Source organism: Novosphingobium sp. 17-62-19 (assembly GCF_002256775.1).
Classification (GTDB): domain Bacteria; phylum Pseudomonadota; class Alphaproteobacteria; order Sphingomonadales; family Sphingomonadaceae; genus Novosphingobium.
This window is the reverse complement of record NZ_NCII01000091.1, coordinates 1-13,419: the sequence shown is the minus strand read 5'-3', so window position 1 is coordinate 13,419 and position 13,419 is coordinate 1. Positions and strand designations below refer to the sequence as shown.

Annotated in this window: 15 protein-coding genes and 1 pseudogene; 11 read left to right on the top strand and 5 right to left on the bottom strand. The window is 62.3% G+C overall.

From position 1 onward, the window contains the following. The 3 genes from B7X90_RS15090 to B7X90_RS15080 form a co-directional block, all read left to right on the top strand. On the top strand, positions 1–758 hold a 758-nt coding region (locus B7X90_RS15090), incomplete at its 5' end, for a glycerophosphodiester phosphodiesterase family protein (protein ID WP_292625768.1). Further along, on the top strand, positions 721–1,896 hold the full coding sequence (locus B7X90_RS15085) for a GNAT family N-acetyltransferase (protein WP_292625767.1): 1,176 nt from the start codon (positions 721–723) through the stop codon (positions 1,894–1,896). The genes B7X90_RS15090 and B7X90_RS15085, both read left to right, overlap by 38 nt. Before the next feature lie 175 nt (positions 1,897–2,071). Continuing rightward, on the top strand, positions 2,072–2,848 hold the full coding sequence (locus B7X90_RS15080) for a hypothetical protein (protein ID WP_292625766.1): 777 nt from the start codon (positions 2,072–2,074) through the stop codon (positions 2,846–2,848). 127 nt (positions 2,849–2,975) lie between these two features. Here the strand turns inward: B7X90_RS15080 and B7X90_RS15075 are convergent, their stop codons facing one another. Next, positions 2,976–3,320, bottom strand: coding sequence for a hypothetical protein (locus B7X90_RS15075; RefSeq protein WP_292625765.1), 345 nt, complete (start codon positions 3,318–3,320; stop codon positions 2,976–2,978). Between the two features lie 319 nt (positions 3,321–3,639). Between B7X90_RS15075 and dksA the strand changes: the two genes are divergently transcribed. The 4 genes from dksA (at position 3,640) to B7X90_RS15055 (ending at position 6,607) form a co-directional block, all read left to right on the top strand. Next, complete coding sequence (gene dksA, locus B7X90_RS15070) at positions 3,640–4,098, top strand: RNA polymerase-binding protein DksA (RefSeq protein ID WP_292625764.1); 459 nt, start codon at positions 3,640–3,642, stop codon at positions 4,096–4,098. Between the two features lie 179 nt (positions 4,099–4,277). After that, entirely contained in the window at positions 4,278–4,637 is a 360-nt protein-coding gene (locus tag B7X90_RS15065; protein WP_292625762.1) for a PilZ domain-containing protein, read from the top strand. 57 nt (positions 4,638–4,694) lie between these two features. Continuing rightward, positions 4,695–6,176 carry an ABC transporter substrate-binding protein gene (locus tag B7X90_RS15060; RefSeq protein ID WP_292625760.1) on the top strand — a complete coding sequence of 494 codons (1,482 nt, stop codon included), beginning with the start codon at positions 4,695–4,697 and terminating at the stop codon, positions 6,174–6,176. A 5-nt stretch (positions 6,177–6,181) separates the two neighbouring features. Then, a complete protein-coding gene (locus tag B7X90_RS15055; RefSeq protein WP_292625759.1) occupies positions 6,182–6,607 on the top strand; it encodes a DUF4112 domain-containing protein in 426 nt (141 codons plus the stop codon). On the opposite strand, the gene B7X90_RS15050 is transcribed toward B7X90_RS15055, so the two are convergent. Beyond that, on the bottom strand, positions 6,604–6,780 hold the full coding sequence (locus tag B7X90_RS15050; RefSeq protein ID WP_292625757.1) for a DUF1674 domain-containing protein: 177 nt from the start codon (positions 6,778–6,780) through the stop codon (positions 6,604–6,606). The two genes, B7X90_RS15055 and B7X90_RS15050, sit on opposite strands and share 4 nt — an antisense overlap. Before the next feature lie 70 nt (positions 6,781–6,850). Between B7X90_RS15050 and B7X90_RS15045 the strand changes: the two genes are divergently transcribed. Then, entirely contained in the window at positions 6,851–8,110 is a 1,260-nt protein-coding gene (locus tag B7X90_RS15045) for a methyltransferase domain-containing protein (protein ID WP_292625755.1), read from the top strand. Here the strand turns inward: B7X90_RS15045 and B7X90_RS15040 are convergent. The 3 genes from B7X90_RS15040 to B7X90_RS15030 are packed head-to-tail and all read right to left on the bottom strand — an operon-like array spanning position 8,107 to position 10,594. Further along, a complete protein-coding gene (locus B7X90_RS15040) occupies positions 8,107–8,670 on the bottom strand; it encodes a Smr/MutS family protein (protein ID WP_292625753.1) in 564 nt (187 codons plus the stop codon). The two genes, B7X90_RS15045 and B7X90_RS15040, sit on opposite strands and share 4 nt — an antisense overlap. Then, positions 8,670–9,890, bottom strand: a complete 1,221-nt coding sequence (locus B7X90_RS15035; protein WP_292625751.1) for an MltA domain-containing protein — start codon at positions 9,888–9,890, stop codon at positions 8,670–8,672. Before B7X90_RS15035 ends, B7X90_RS15040 begins: the two co-directional genes overlap by 1 nt. Before the next feature lie 20 nt (positions 9,891–9,910). Beyond that, entirely contained in the window at positions 9,911–10,594 is a 684-nt protein-coding gene (locus B7X90_RS15030; protein ID WP_292625749.1) for a Tim44/TimA family putative adaptor protein, read from the bottom strand. 241 nt (positions 10,595–10,835) lie between these two features. Between B7X90_RS15030 and secB the strand changes: the two genes are divergently transcribed. The 3 genes and pseudogenes from secB to B7X90_RS15015 all read left to right on the top strand — a co-directional run. Next, positions 10,836–11,354: a protein-export chaperone SecB gene (gene secB / locus B7X90_RS15025; RefSeq protein ID WP_292625747.1), complete on the top strand. Its 519-nt coding sequence runs from the start codon at positions 10,836–10,838 to the stop codon at positions 11,352–11,354. A gap of 219 nt (positions 11,355–11,573) precedes the next feature. After that, the gene (gene murJ, locus B7X90_RS15020) at positions 11,574–13,145 is read left to right on the top strand and encodes a murein biosynthesis integral membrane protein MurJ (RefSeq protein ID WP_292625745.1); all 1,572 of its coding nucleotides are present in this window, start codon (positions 11,574–11,576) and stop codon (positions 13,143–13,145) included. A gap of 11 nt (positions 13,146–13,156) precedes the next feature. Continuing rightward, positions 13,157–13,419: pseudogene (locus B7X90_RS15015) on the top strand (tryptophan--tRNA ligase); the annotation flags it as partial.

Here is a 13,419-nt window from a genome sequence, read left to right as displayed (position 1 = left end):
CCCAGCTTGACCGCTTCCTCGTCGCCGCTCCCAAGGCGGCGCGGGTCGGCTGGCTCAAGGGGCGCAGCTATGCCCATCGCGGGCTGCACGGACCCGGCGCACCCGAAAACTCGCCCAAGGCTTTCGCGCTCGCGATAGAGCGCGGCTTGGGCATCGAATGCGATGTGCAGCGCACGGTTGATGGCCATGCGGTGGTGTTCCATGATTGGGAGCTTGACCGCCTGACTGCCGAAACGGGTGCGGTGATCGATCGCCGCGCCGATGATCTGGCAAAGATCCCGCTGACCGGCGGCACCGATTGCATCCCCACCTTGCGCGCCCTCCTCGATCAGGTGGCAGGCCGGGTGCCCGTGCTTATCGAACTGAAATCAAAGAAGGAAATCCGCGCCGCCCCGCTGTGCCTTGCCGTGCGCCGCGCGCTCGAAGGCTATCGCGGAGAAGTGGCGGTGATGAGCTTCGACCCGCGCGTCAGCCGCTGGTTCGCGCGCCATTCACCGCACATCGCGCACGGCCTTGTGGTGACGGAAAACGGCAGCCGCACGCTGCCCGCCACGCTCAAGCTGCACTTCGCCTTCTGGCAGGCGCGCCCGTTATTCCTGGCATGGGACGTGCGCGATTTGCCGAGCAAATTCGTGGCCGCCCAGCGCAAGCGCGGGTTCCCGGTGCTGACATGGACCGTCCGCACCGCCGATCATGCCGCGCGCGCAGCGGACTGTGCCGATGGACCTATTGCCGAAGGCGCTGGCGCTGGGGCATGACCCCTTCGTGACTTACACCGCGCGCATCCACAAAGCCGTCTCGGAGATCGCTGCCGAAGATTGGGACCGGCTGGCAGGCGATGGCAACCCCTTCGTTTCGCACGCTTTCCTGACGCTTCTGGAGGATTCCGGCTCGGTCGGCGGGCGCTCCGGCTGGTCGCCACTGCCCATCGTGATCGAGGGGGAGGATGGCCGCCCCGCCGCCGCGCTTCCCGCTTATCTGAAAAGCCACAGCCAGGGCGAATATGTGTTCGACCATACGTGGGCCGATGCATGGCACCGCGCAGGCGGGGACTATTACCCCAAGCTGCAGATCGCCGCGCCCTTCACCCCCGCCACCGGCCCGCGCCTGCTGCTGGGAGGCCGCCCTGACCTTGCCACGCCCCTGCTGCGCGCGGCAGAACAACTGTGCGATACCAACGGCTTATCCTCGGCCCACGCCACGTTCATCACGCCCGAACAGATGCCGCTGTTCGAAGCGGCTGGCTGGCTCCCCCGCAGCGACATCCAGTTCCACTGGGAAAATCGTGGGTACGAAAGCTTTGCCGATTTCCTTGGCCAACTGTCCTCGGACAAGCGCAAGAACCTGCGCAAGGAGCGCGCCAAGGCGCAGGACGGCATAGAAATTCGCCAGTTGACCGGCGACATGATCCGCCCCGAACATTGGGACGCCTTCTGGCTGTTTTATCAGGACACCGGCCTGCGCAAATGGGGCCGCCCCTATCTGACGCGCGAGGCGTTCGACCTGATCGGGCAGCGCATGGCCGACAAGGTGCTGCTGGTGCTGGCGTTCCTCGATGATGAACCAGTGGCAGGTGCCATCAACTTCATCGGCAAGGATGCACTCTATGGCCGCTACTGGGGGGCGCTGATGGAGAAGCCCTTCCTCCACTTCGAACTGTGCTATTATCAGGCGATAGACGCCGCCATCGCGCTGGGCCTCTCACGCGTGGAAGCAGGCGCACAGGGCGGCCACAAGCTGGCGCGCGGCTATGCACCCGTCCAGACCCTCTCGGCCCACTACATCGCCGACCCGAACTTCCGCCGCGCCGTGGCCGATTTTCTCGAACGCGAACGCGCGGGGATTGCGCAGGACCAACTTGTGCTGGGCACGCGGACGCCGTTCAAGAAGGGGTGAGGGGCGATATTGCTTTGTTGGCCAGCTATACAGCAACAAACTTCGTAAATCAGGATAGCAACACATACCTCTTCAAAAAATGATGATATTGCCTGAAAATATGATACGCTTCCTGAAATTTCAGGAGTGTATCGCTCGCGAATAATCTCATTATCGCCAATCGGGAGAGTGTATCATGAATCGACTTATTGCTCGGTTTTTCGCCATGAGCATTGTGGCATTGATGCTTAATAGCTGCGTAACAACAAATGTAGGCTCGAAAGCAGAATTAATATCGGTATCTGATTTTTTAGTTCGTGGAGTTAATAATTTTGACGAAGCTAATTCCGGTAAAATAAAAAGTATTGTATTGTTTACTGATGCTAATAGTTCAAAAAACAAAAAGTTTTGTGAAGCATTTGTCAAGCTTGCGCCTATGAATGTCGCCTTAAGTAGCGGGGTTAAGGCTGAATTTGCGCCCATATATTGGGTGCTTAAGAATGACGTAGATAATAGAATGGACTGCAAGAAGATTTTGAAGGAGTATGACTATCAAGTTGCAAATATTTATTTGCAGCGTTATGGGCAATCTGCGTCGAAAGGGCCTGTGCTAGTTGCTGTAGATAAGGAGGGAAGTTTTGCATTCATTGATATTTCTAAAGCGAATGGGAGTGATATTAAGAAAGTTGTATTCGATTGGGCTAATATGATGCGTAAAAACGGAATGGAAAATATTTCCATTACGTCACCGACATTTTTAAATAATCTCGCTGGACTTGCTTGTAACACTGCAACGCAAATAGTTGCAGTTCATACTCCAGCCGAAGGTGCTGATCCCACTAAGCCTGAAACTTTTGGTTTCGATCCTGCGACAGGCAAATGGAGCAAGCCCTCGGTTTATCAAGTCGGGGCTGTACTTATTGGTGGTACAATTACGAAGCTGGCTTGTGGACTGGGAAGTTTGATCACCTGAGTCCAGTGCGTTCCAGTATTTTGGAGCACGGTAGAGGCCTGAGGTTCAAAATGGGAATTGAGCATTCTCAATCGTGTTTTCTGGACCGTTTGTGCCTAGAATCGTTACGATAGGTCGGCTTTCGCCCTCAAGCAGCTGCCCGGCCACTGCGCAACCACTCCCTCGCCCGGCGCTGAGCTTCGGCAATCTCGCGTGCGGTCATTTCGTCGGCCACATCAGCGCGGCAATGCGCCGCTTCCTCGTGCCCGCTCACAGCGGCAAGATTGAACCATTTGTGGGCTTCGATCATGTCGCACGGAACGCCGTGGCTGCCGGTCGAATAGGCCACGCCCAGATCGAACAGCGCGTTATTGTCGCCATTGGCGGCGGCAGCCAGACAGGTGGCAACGAGCAGATCGCCCGACTCGGTTGTTTCGGCTTCAACGGCTGGCTGGCCTTCATCCGGCACCAGCTTGATCCATGCTTGCGTCATTACCCTGTAACCCCTTTGAGGAAAGCCGATCCCCAAGCCTTCCGGGGGTGCTTCCGATGGGGTGAAAGTCACAATTCTTGGTCAATAAATGGTTAACGCGAAGGACCGCTGGCACATGCCTTTGTTTTCGGCGGAAACAGTTTGGGAAAACCTTTGGTGACCACTGACACTTCACGCCACCTTAATTCAGGGTATGCGCCTAATCGCTTGTGCGGGTCACGGGCCAATCCTATAGGCGCGCCAGTACGTGAGCTTGCGCGCCGGAAACGGAGAGAATGCAGGCCGGGAGGGGCGGATAGCTTGTTATGCGGAGGGCCGAATGGCTGGCGTTTTGACTGACGAAATTGACGTTCTTGCAAAAGCACGACGCGCTCTTCCGGGCGATTATGTGCCAAGCGATGACGAGGCTTACATGAACGAAGCGCAGCAGGATTATTTCCGGCGGCTGCTGCTTGAATGGAAGAAGTCTATCCTTTCCGCCGCTGCCGGGACGCTTTCGGCGCTTCAGGATGGTCCGATTCGCGAACCGGATCTCAACGATCGTGCGTCCAGCGAGACGGACTGGGGCATCGAACTTCGCACCCGGGACCGTCAGCGCAAGCTGATTGCCAAGATTGATTCGGCCATGCGCCGGATTGATGAAGGCGAATATGGTTACTGTGAAGTGACTGGCGAGCCCATCGGCCTTGGTCGGCTCATCGCGCGGCCCATCGCCACGATGACTGTTGAAGCGCAGGAAGCGCATGAACGCAGGGAAAAAATTTCCCGCGATATGTGATTTCCCTGAGGGCGGGTGGCAAGGCGCGCTCCCGCCCAAACGCGGTTAACGGGACGGCGTGCTAACCTCGTGTTTACCTTGCTGGTTTAGGAAACAGCGAGGAATTGGTGCGATACCCGTGTGTGCGGGTACAGTCTGACCCGTGCGGGACAGCGTTCATGGGATTGGCGGAACCTCTGGTGACTGACATCGACCATCGACATATCGGGCGGGACAGCCTGTTTCTGATGGCCGAAGTGCGCCTGCCCGAATCCGATGCCGAACACCGGATCAAGGTGCGCAATCTTTCCGCCGGTGGCATGATGGCCGAAGGTCCGGTCAAAGTGCAGCGCGGCACGCAGGTTGAAGTGAACTTGCGCAATATTGGCTGGGTCGAAGGTGTCGTCGCGTGGATTCAGGACACCCGTTTTGGCATTGCGTTCCACGAAGAAGTCGATCCCAAGCTGGCACGTGAACCGGTTGGCGCTGGTGACTCAACGCCGCGCTTCGTCAAAGTGCCTCTGGGCAACTCGCCGATTGGTCCGCTCCGCAAAATCTGACACGGTGTATCGGCAGCGTTCTGGACGCATCGCCGCACCTGGCCTAGTCTGCTGCCGATGGCTGCTCGGCTCCCTGTAATCGCAATTCTTTCCATGCTGCTCGCGTCATGCGGACAGGGGCGCGATGGCACGCTTGGCGTTGCCGTGATTGGCGATGCAGCGGCTCTGAAAGAGCGGGGGCAGCGCCTGTCTCCCTCTGCTCAACTGGTCCGCGCCGCCACCGATGAAGGGTTGGTCGGCTTTGATGAGCAAGGCCGCGTGGTGCCGGCGCTGGCAGACCGCTGGATCGTTACCGACAATGGCCAGAGCTATATCTTCCGCCTGCGTGATGGCACTTGGCCCGATGGCAAGCGAATCACCGCCGATGTGGCCGCTGCGCTGCTGCGCAAAGCCATCGCGGGGTTGAAGGGCACTGCGCTCGGCCTTGATCTTGCGGCGATAGACGAAGTGCGCGTGATGGCCGACCGGGTGATCGAGATCGATCTGGCCGCCCCTGTGCCGGAACTGCTGATCCTGCTGGCGCAGCCGGAACTTTCGTTTTCATGGAAAAATGCGAAGGGGCAGGTGGTCGGCACCGGGCCGATGGCTTTCACCAGTGCCGAGGATGGCGCACAGTTGTTCACGCTGATCCCGCCCGAAAAGCGGGGCCTGCCCCAGCAGGAGAGCTTTGCCAGCCGCGCTCGTGCTGTTTCGTTGAGCTTTGCCAAAGCAGCCGCAGCGGTGGCCCGGTTCGATGACGGCGATGTCGATGTCGTGCTGGGCGGCAAGGTTGATAACGTGCCACTGGCCGGACGGATCGGCCTCACGCGCGGCAATGTGCAGCTTGATCCAGTTACCGGACTGTTCGGCCTTGTGGTGACGCGCACCGAAGGCTTCCTTGGCGGGGCAGCCAATCGTGAGGCGCTGTCCATGGCGATAGACCGGGATGCCCTCCTGGGCGGCTTCAACATCGGCGGCTGGCAGCCCACCACGCGAATCGTCTCCCCCGATGCCGAGGACGATCTGGGAACCATCGGCGAACGGTGGCAGGGGATGAGCATGGAGGAGCGGCAAGCGCAGGCCTCAGCGCGCGTTGCAGCGTGGAAGGACGCAGGGCGTGCGTTGCCCACGATGAACATCGCCATGGCCGATGGCGTGGGGTCTACACTGGTGTTCGATGCGCTGCGTCGTGATTTCGCCCGCATCGGTATTGCCGTGCGCCGTGTGCCGGAAAGTGACCGCGGCGATCTGCGGCTGGTCGATGTGGCTGCACGCTATGGTCGCGCCACGTGGTTCCTCAACCAGCTTTCGTGCACCGTCCAAAAGGCCGTGTGCAGCCCCGCCGGAGATGAACGCGTGGCCGAGGCGCGCCGCGCGCTCGATCCCGCTGCGCGCGCTGCCCTGCTGGCCGAGGCGGAGGCCGAGATCACCGCCGCCAACGGCTTCATTCCCATCGCTCGGCCCTTGCGCTGGTCGATGGTGCGCAGCGGCACCACAGGCTTTGCGCAAAGTCCGTGGGGCTGGCATCCCTTGCCGCCGATGGCATGGCTCCCCAGATAGGGCTGATGGACAAGCCTGCCGCCGCCCGCCCTCAGCCAATGCGCCCCGAAATACCGGGCCTCGGCAACGATCCCGCATCGGTCCGCCAACGCGTGGAAATGCTGGAACGCGTGTTGGAACGCAGCTTTACCATCCCGGTGATACGCCGCGATGTGGGCCTTGATGCCATCGCCGGGCTGGTCCCGGTGCTGGGCGATGTGCTGACCGCTGTGATGGGGGCCTATGTGGTGTGGGAAGCCCGCAACCTTGGCCTGCCCAAGTGGAAGCTGTGGCGCATGGGCGCAAACGTTGCGGTCGATACCGCCATAGGCGCAGTGCCACTGGTGGGCGATGCGTTTGACCTGTTCTTCCGCTCGAACTCGCGCAACCTGAAGATCCTGCGCAAGCACCTCGACAAGCATCACCCGCAGGCGCGCGTGATCGAGGGTTAGAAGTCTATCGCGATCCCGTTCTTTTCCCAGTCGCCAAAGCGGGTGGGGTCAAGGCCATCGGGGTCATCACCTTGTTCGATAGGCTTGGGCGTGGGTGCCGGGTCATTGGTCCAGTGCGCAGGGCGGGTGAATTCTGCCGGACGCTGCGTGGCGCGAGGGATAGGCTTGTCCATGGTAAGGCAGATGGAGCCTCACGCGCCGAAGTGCAATTGCATATTGGGGCATGACCGGCGATAGGCACCCATGGCCAGAACACAATCCGACGATGAAATCCCCGGCGTCCCCGCCCGCCGCGCCGCGCTGCGCCTGCTCGATGCGGTACTGCGCCGTGGCGATCCGCTCGATCAGGCCGCGCCCCCGGTGCTGCGCGGGATCGAGCGCGGCGATGACCGTGCGCTCGCGCTCGCCATCGCGCACGAGGCGCTGCGCTGGATGGCCGATCTCGACGCGCTGATCGATGCCGCGACCAAGCAGGCCCTGCCCGAAGATGCCAAGGCGCGCGCAGTTCTGCGCATCATGCTGGCACAGGCGCTGCGGCTGAACCTGCCCGGTCACGCTGTCGTTGCCACTGGTTTGCCACTGCTGACGGGCGGCCCGCGACGGTTGGCACATGGCGTATTTTCGGCCGTGACCAAGGGCGCGGTAACGCTGCCTGATGCGCCGACGCTGCCTGCATCTGCCGCAATCCGCTGGCAGCAAGCATGGCCAGAGCGTGTTCAGCCCATCGCCAAGGGCATCGCCGTGCCGCCCCCGCTGGACCTCACCTTGCGCGATCCGTCTGAAACCGCGCTATGGGCAGAGCGTCTTGGCGGCCATTCGCTCGCCCCCGGCCACGTCCGCCTCGCCCGCGCTGGCGCCATCGACGCACTGGAAGGCTTTGCCGAAGGCGCATGGTGGGTGCAGGATCTGGCCGCCAGCGTGCCAGCCCGCCTGCTGGGCCAAGGGCAGGGCAAGCGCGCGCTCGATCTGTGCGCCGCGCCCGGAGGCAAGACGCTGCAACTCGCCGCCGCCGGTTGGTCCGTCACTGCGCTCGACAAGTCTGCCCGTCGCAACGAACGCTTATCCGAAAATCTCGAACGCAGCGGTCTCACCGCTGAAATCGTCGCCGCCGATGCGCTGACATGGACGCCCGATGCGCCGTTCGATGCCATACTGCTTGATGCCCCATGCAGCGCCACCGGCACCTGCCGCCGCCACCCCGATGTGCTCCACCGCCATGCCGCGATGGATGAGCTGACCACACTGCAAGCCGCCATGCTGGAACGCGCCGCCACATGGCTCGCTCCCGGCGGCACGCTGGTCTACGCGGTCTGCTCGCTGGAACCGGAGGAGGGTGAGGCGCAAGCCACCGCTTTCACCGCGCTCACGCCAAAGCCCGTAACCGACACAGAATTGCCCGAAGGCATTGCCGCAACAAACGGCCACTTCCGCTCTGATCCTGGCATGTTGGCAGACCACGGTGGGATCGACGGTTTCTTCGCCGCCCGCTGGACCAAGGCCTAACGCGGCTTGCGCAGGATAATGTAAACCGCGCCCGCCCCGCCGTGCCTGGGCTGTGCGGGGCGCACGGCAGCGATGCGGCTGGCGTGAGGGCTGTGTGCCAGCCAATCGAGCAGCTTGGCCCGGATGACCCCGCGCCGGTTGCCGCGCGCATCCTGCTCGTCATGCGGGCGCGGCTTGCCTGCGATCAGCAGCATCACCCGCGCCCCCATCGCCAGGGCCTGCGCGATTCCGCCGTTGAGCCGCGTATGTGCTGCATCCAGCCCCATGCCGTGCAGGTCGATCGTCACGTCAGGCGCAATCGCCCCGCGCGCCAGCTTGCGCTCCCAGCTTGAATCCAGCCCATGCCCTTCCAACGGTCGCGCCCCGGGCGTGGGTGATGGCGAGGGCAAAGGAGGCGGCACGCGCCCTTTCACCCGCTTGGGCGGTGGCGCAGGCGGAACCAGCGCAACAGCCTCGGCCACCTTCGCCTTGGGCCGCACAGGATGGATCGGGGTGATCGTCGCCGCCACCTTTTCCCAAAGCGCGGCCTCTTCGGCTGAAAGCCCGCGCGGCGCGCGCATCAGCGCTGCCCCGAAAGTCTTGCCAGAACACCCTTCGGCAGAAGCACCAGCGCCTTGCCCCGGGCAGACATCCCGCCCGCAATCCGCCGCGCATCGGCACCTGCACCCCAGAACGTGTCAAAGCGGTTGGCCCCGTTGATCGCCCCGCCGGTGTCCTGCGCCACCCACAGCCCGTCCGCCTCGGCCCGGTCCACGTCCAGCCACACCGGCGCGCCCAGCGGCACGAACGCGGGATCGACCGCCACCGTTGCCCGACCGGTAACCGGCACGTTCAACGCGCCTACCGGACCCGGCCCGGTCAGTTCGCGGAAGAATACGAAGCTGCGGTTCTGCTGCATCAATCGCCGCCCTGCATCAGGGAAATCGCGCAAGTACTTCTGGATGCCCTGCAGCGATCCGTCATACTGCCCCGGCCCGCTGCCAATCAGCCCACGCTCGCGCATCAGGCTGCCGATGCCGGTATAGGGATAGCCGTTCTGCCCGGCATAGCCGATGCGGATCACACTGCCATCGGGCGCGCGCAAGCGGCCAGAACCTTGGATTTGCAGAAAGAACATTTCCACCGGATCGGCTGCCCAGCCAATCTCCAGGCCCTTGCCGATCAGCGCCCCAGCCTCGATCTGCGCCCGGTCCCAATAGGCCGTGAACACGCCCGCTTCGTCATAGCGGCCCAGCGGCATCCGCCCATCGGGCAGGGGCTGCGCATCGCCCGCCTTGGCCCGCACCAGATCGCGCGGCATGGCATAGACCGGCACGTCGAAACCCGGCTGGCGTGCGCGCACCCCGGCGATTTCCGGCTCGAAGTATCCGGTGGCAAAGGCATTGCCCCCCGCCACTTCAGCACTTTCGAAATAGGTTGAGAAGAACTGCGCTGCCTGCGCCGAAGGCCAGCTCGCGGCTGCCGCGCAGGCCGGTGCCCAATCCTCGGTCCGGGTCAGCCCTGAAGTGTCGGCGCGCCGCGTCAATCGCGGACAGGAGATAACAAAACTGCGCAACGCCAGCGCCGCATTGTCCGCCTTGAAACCCAGCCCCGCCACGGCAGGGCCGCGCGTAACCCCGGCCAGCGCGGCAGTGGGGGCGGTCACGGTTGGCACAGGTGGCGGGGCCACCGGTCCCGGCCCGCGCCCTTCAGGTATCAGCCGCCCGCAGCCGCCAAGCAGAAAGAGCGCCGCGATCACCGCAGCGCTCTTGCCTTTGCCAAACCTCGATAAAACCCCCACGGTGCCGTTCCTGAAAAGGATCAAGCCTCGTCAGTCTCGTCGAGCAGCCAGTCGGGATCAGGCGCGGTAATATCGCGGCGGAAAGTCCACAGGTCGCGCGTTTCAACCGCATCGTCCAGTGTTCCGGCAATCACGTTGCCATCGGCATCGCGCGTGACCGATGCAATGTCGGCCAGAAAGCGGACGGTAATGCGCGAGGTTTTGCCTTCGATCGAAGCGGCAACAATGCGCGCTTCCTCAATGCGGATAACCCGTGCGGTGATCGTTTCGCCCGCTGCAACGCGCGCGTCGATGGCCGAATCGAACCCGGCGAACACATCTTCGTCACACAGCTGGCGCAGCTCGTCCTTGTCCCCGCGCCAGAAGGCTTCGAGGATCATGGTGTAAGCGGCTTTCGACCCGGCAAGGAACTGGGCCACGTCAAAACGGCGGTCGGCCGCGATGATTGCGCGGACGCCAGCTTCGGCGCTGTTGTCAAACGTGTTCGGCTCAGCTTGTGCAAGTTCGCGCGGGCGCGGGGCAAGCTGGCTGCCTTCGGTGCCGCGTGGGTTCACCGGCTGGCGATTCTGTCCCGATGGATCGGGCTGTTCGATCCGGCGGCGCATTGGCTCTTCGTCATGCTCAGGCCGACGGCCCAGAACAGAATAGAGGCGCAGGCCCAGAAAGGCCGCAATCATCGCCAGGATTACTATTTGAACAATCACGCGCAAAGTTCCCGATAGAGCCGCTGCGCCCATCCGGGACGCATGGCGTCATGCCAACTTGCCTCAAATAGGTACGGATTACAAATGAACAACGCGTGCATGGCCCTTTGGGTGGTCCACTTGGGCAAGAATTCCGCCCGGCTGTTGTGTTTTGCCGATAAACAAAGGCGGATTGCCCGCATGGGGCCATGGTGCTAGTCGCCCGCAGCAACATCCATATCTCTCGGAAAGCGCGTCTGACATGGCCGAAGAAGGCAACATCATTTCGAATCTCAACCTTGATGGCCCGGTTCCCAATGGCGAAGACACGTCGCCCGCCATCGGCCTGATTTCGCAGTACGTTAAGGATCTCTCGGTCGAGAACCCGAACGCGCCGGAATCGTATCAGTGGACTGAAGTCCCTGAAATGGCAGTTGATTTCAACATATCGGCCCGCATCATCCAGCCTGAGATTCACGAGATCGAACTGAAGATCAACGTGACGTCCAAGGGGCCTGAGGGCACTGCCTTCATCGTTGAACTGGCCTATTGCGGGCTGATCGGAATGCGCAACGTGGCTGATGAACAGGCCCACCCGTTCCTGTTCGCCGAAGGTCCGCGCATCCTCTTCCCCTTCGCCCGCCGCATCATTGCCGATGCCGTGCGCGATGCAGGCTACCCGCCGCTGATGCTTGAACCCATCGATTTCAACGGCTTGTACATGCAGCAGCTGGCGCAGGCGCAGGCCACCGCCGAAGCGACTCCGGCAGGCCAGGCCTGATAGAGGCTTTTGCCCAAACCCGCTCATGCTGAGCTTGTCGAAGCCGACGCACACAGTGCCAGCGCCCTTCGACAGGCTCAGGGCGAGCGGGGATGGAAACAGGATTGTCTTTGCGCTTATGTTGAGCCTGTCAAAAGATAATCCTTGGCCCCAACGGGCCGCTCATCCTGAGCCTGTCGAAGGATGTGATCCAAAGCGCCACGCTTGCGTGCCAAAGTCATGAACCTTCTTAGGGCCACCGGTTCCATCGGCGGGCTGACCTTGCTCAGCCGCATTCTGGGCCTCGTGCGCGATAGCCTGTTCGCGCGCTTCGTCGGCGCGGCCTTTGCGTCGGACGCGTTCCTTGTCGCGTTCCGCCTGCCCAACATGTTCCGCGCGCTGTTTGCCGAAGGTGCCTTTGCCGCAGCCTTCATCCCGATGTTCAACAAGCGCGTGGCCGATCCTGAAGGCAAGGGCCTGCGCGATGGGCTGGACTTTGCCGAAGCCGCACTGGCCGTGCTGCTGCCGGTCCTGCTGGTGATGACCGTTCTACTCGAAGTCTTCGCGTGGCCGGTTACCTATGTGCTGTCGGGCGGGTTCAATGGGGTCAGTGACGCGCAGTTCGCCTATGCGGTGGAACTGTCGCGCTGGACGATCCCCTATCTGATGCTCATCAGTCTGGTGTCATTGCTGGGCGGCATCTTGAATTCGTTGCAGAAATTCTGGGTCAATGCCGCCGCGCCGATCCTGCTCAACGTTACGCTGATCATCGCGCTGCTCGGCTTCCATTCGAACGATCCGCTGGTCACCGCGCGCAATCAGGCGATTGCCGTGTCAGTTTCGGGCGCGCTGCAACTCGCTTGGCTGGCATTGGCCTGCCGTCAGAACGGCGTCAGTCTCAAGCTGCGCCGCCCACGCCTTTCGCCTGAAGTGAAGCAGTTGCTCAAACTGATCTGGCCCGCAGCCGCTGGCGCTGGCGCGGTGCAGATCAACCTCGTCATTTCCACTGCGCTCGCGGCCTCGCTGCTCGATGCAGGCTCGGTCACGTACATCTATATGGCGGACCGGCTGAACCAGTTGCCGCTGGGCCTGATCGGCATCGGCCTTGGCACCGTGCTGCTCCCCACCATCTCGCGCCAGTTGGGCGGCGGGGAAGAGGCTGCGGCGATGGACACGCAGAATCGCGGTATGGAACTGGCGCTGCTGCTCACCCTGCCCGCCACCGTGGCGCTGGTGCTGTGCGGCGTGCCGATCACCGCCGCGCTGTTTGGCTATGGCAAGTTCGATGCGACCGACACGTTCTATACCTCGCAGGCGCTCGCAGCCTTCTCCATCGGCCTGCCCAGCTACATTCTGGTAAAGGTGCTGACGCCCGGATATTATGCGCGGCAGGATACGAAAACACCGGTGCGTTATGCCACGATCTCCATGGCGGTGAACCTTGTCGGCAATCTGCTACTGATCGTGCCGCTGAAGCACATGGGGCCGCCGCTCGCCACCGCGATTGCCTCCACGGTCAACGTCTGGATGCTCTATTACACGCTGAAAAAGCGTGGGCATTTCGTGGCCGATGCTCGGTTGAAGCGCCGCGTGTGGCGATTGGCGCTGGCGGCGGTGGCGATGGGCGGCGTGCTGTGGGCCGGGCAGGGGCTGGTCATGCCCTATGTTCAGGGCACGTGGGCCATCCGCATTGCGGCAATGGCCGCACTGGTCAGTAGCGGGGTGGTCGTCTATGGCCTCGCCGCCGTCCTTACCGGGGCTTTCCGGGTGGACGATCTGAAGCTTCTCCTGCGGCGTCGCCGCTCAAACTGAAGGCACTTTCGATGCGTATCGTTTCTGGCATCCAGCCCACCGGCAATCTCCACCTCGGCAATTACCTTGGTGCGATTCGGAACTGGGTGCGTATGCAGGACGAATGGTCGGCCAAGGGTGGGCAGTGCCTCTATTTCCTTGCCGATCTCCACGCCATTTCGATGCCGCACAGCCCGGCAGAACTCGCGGCAAACACGCGCGAAATGGTCGCCGCGCTGGTTTCCTGCGGGATCGATCCCGACAAGTCGATCCTGTTCAACCAGGCGCAAGTCCC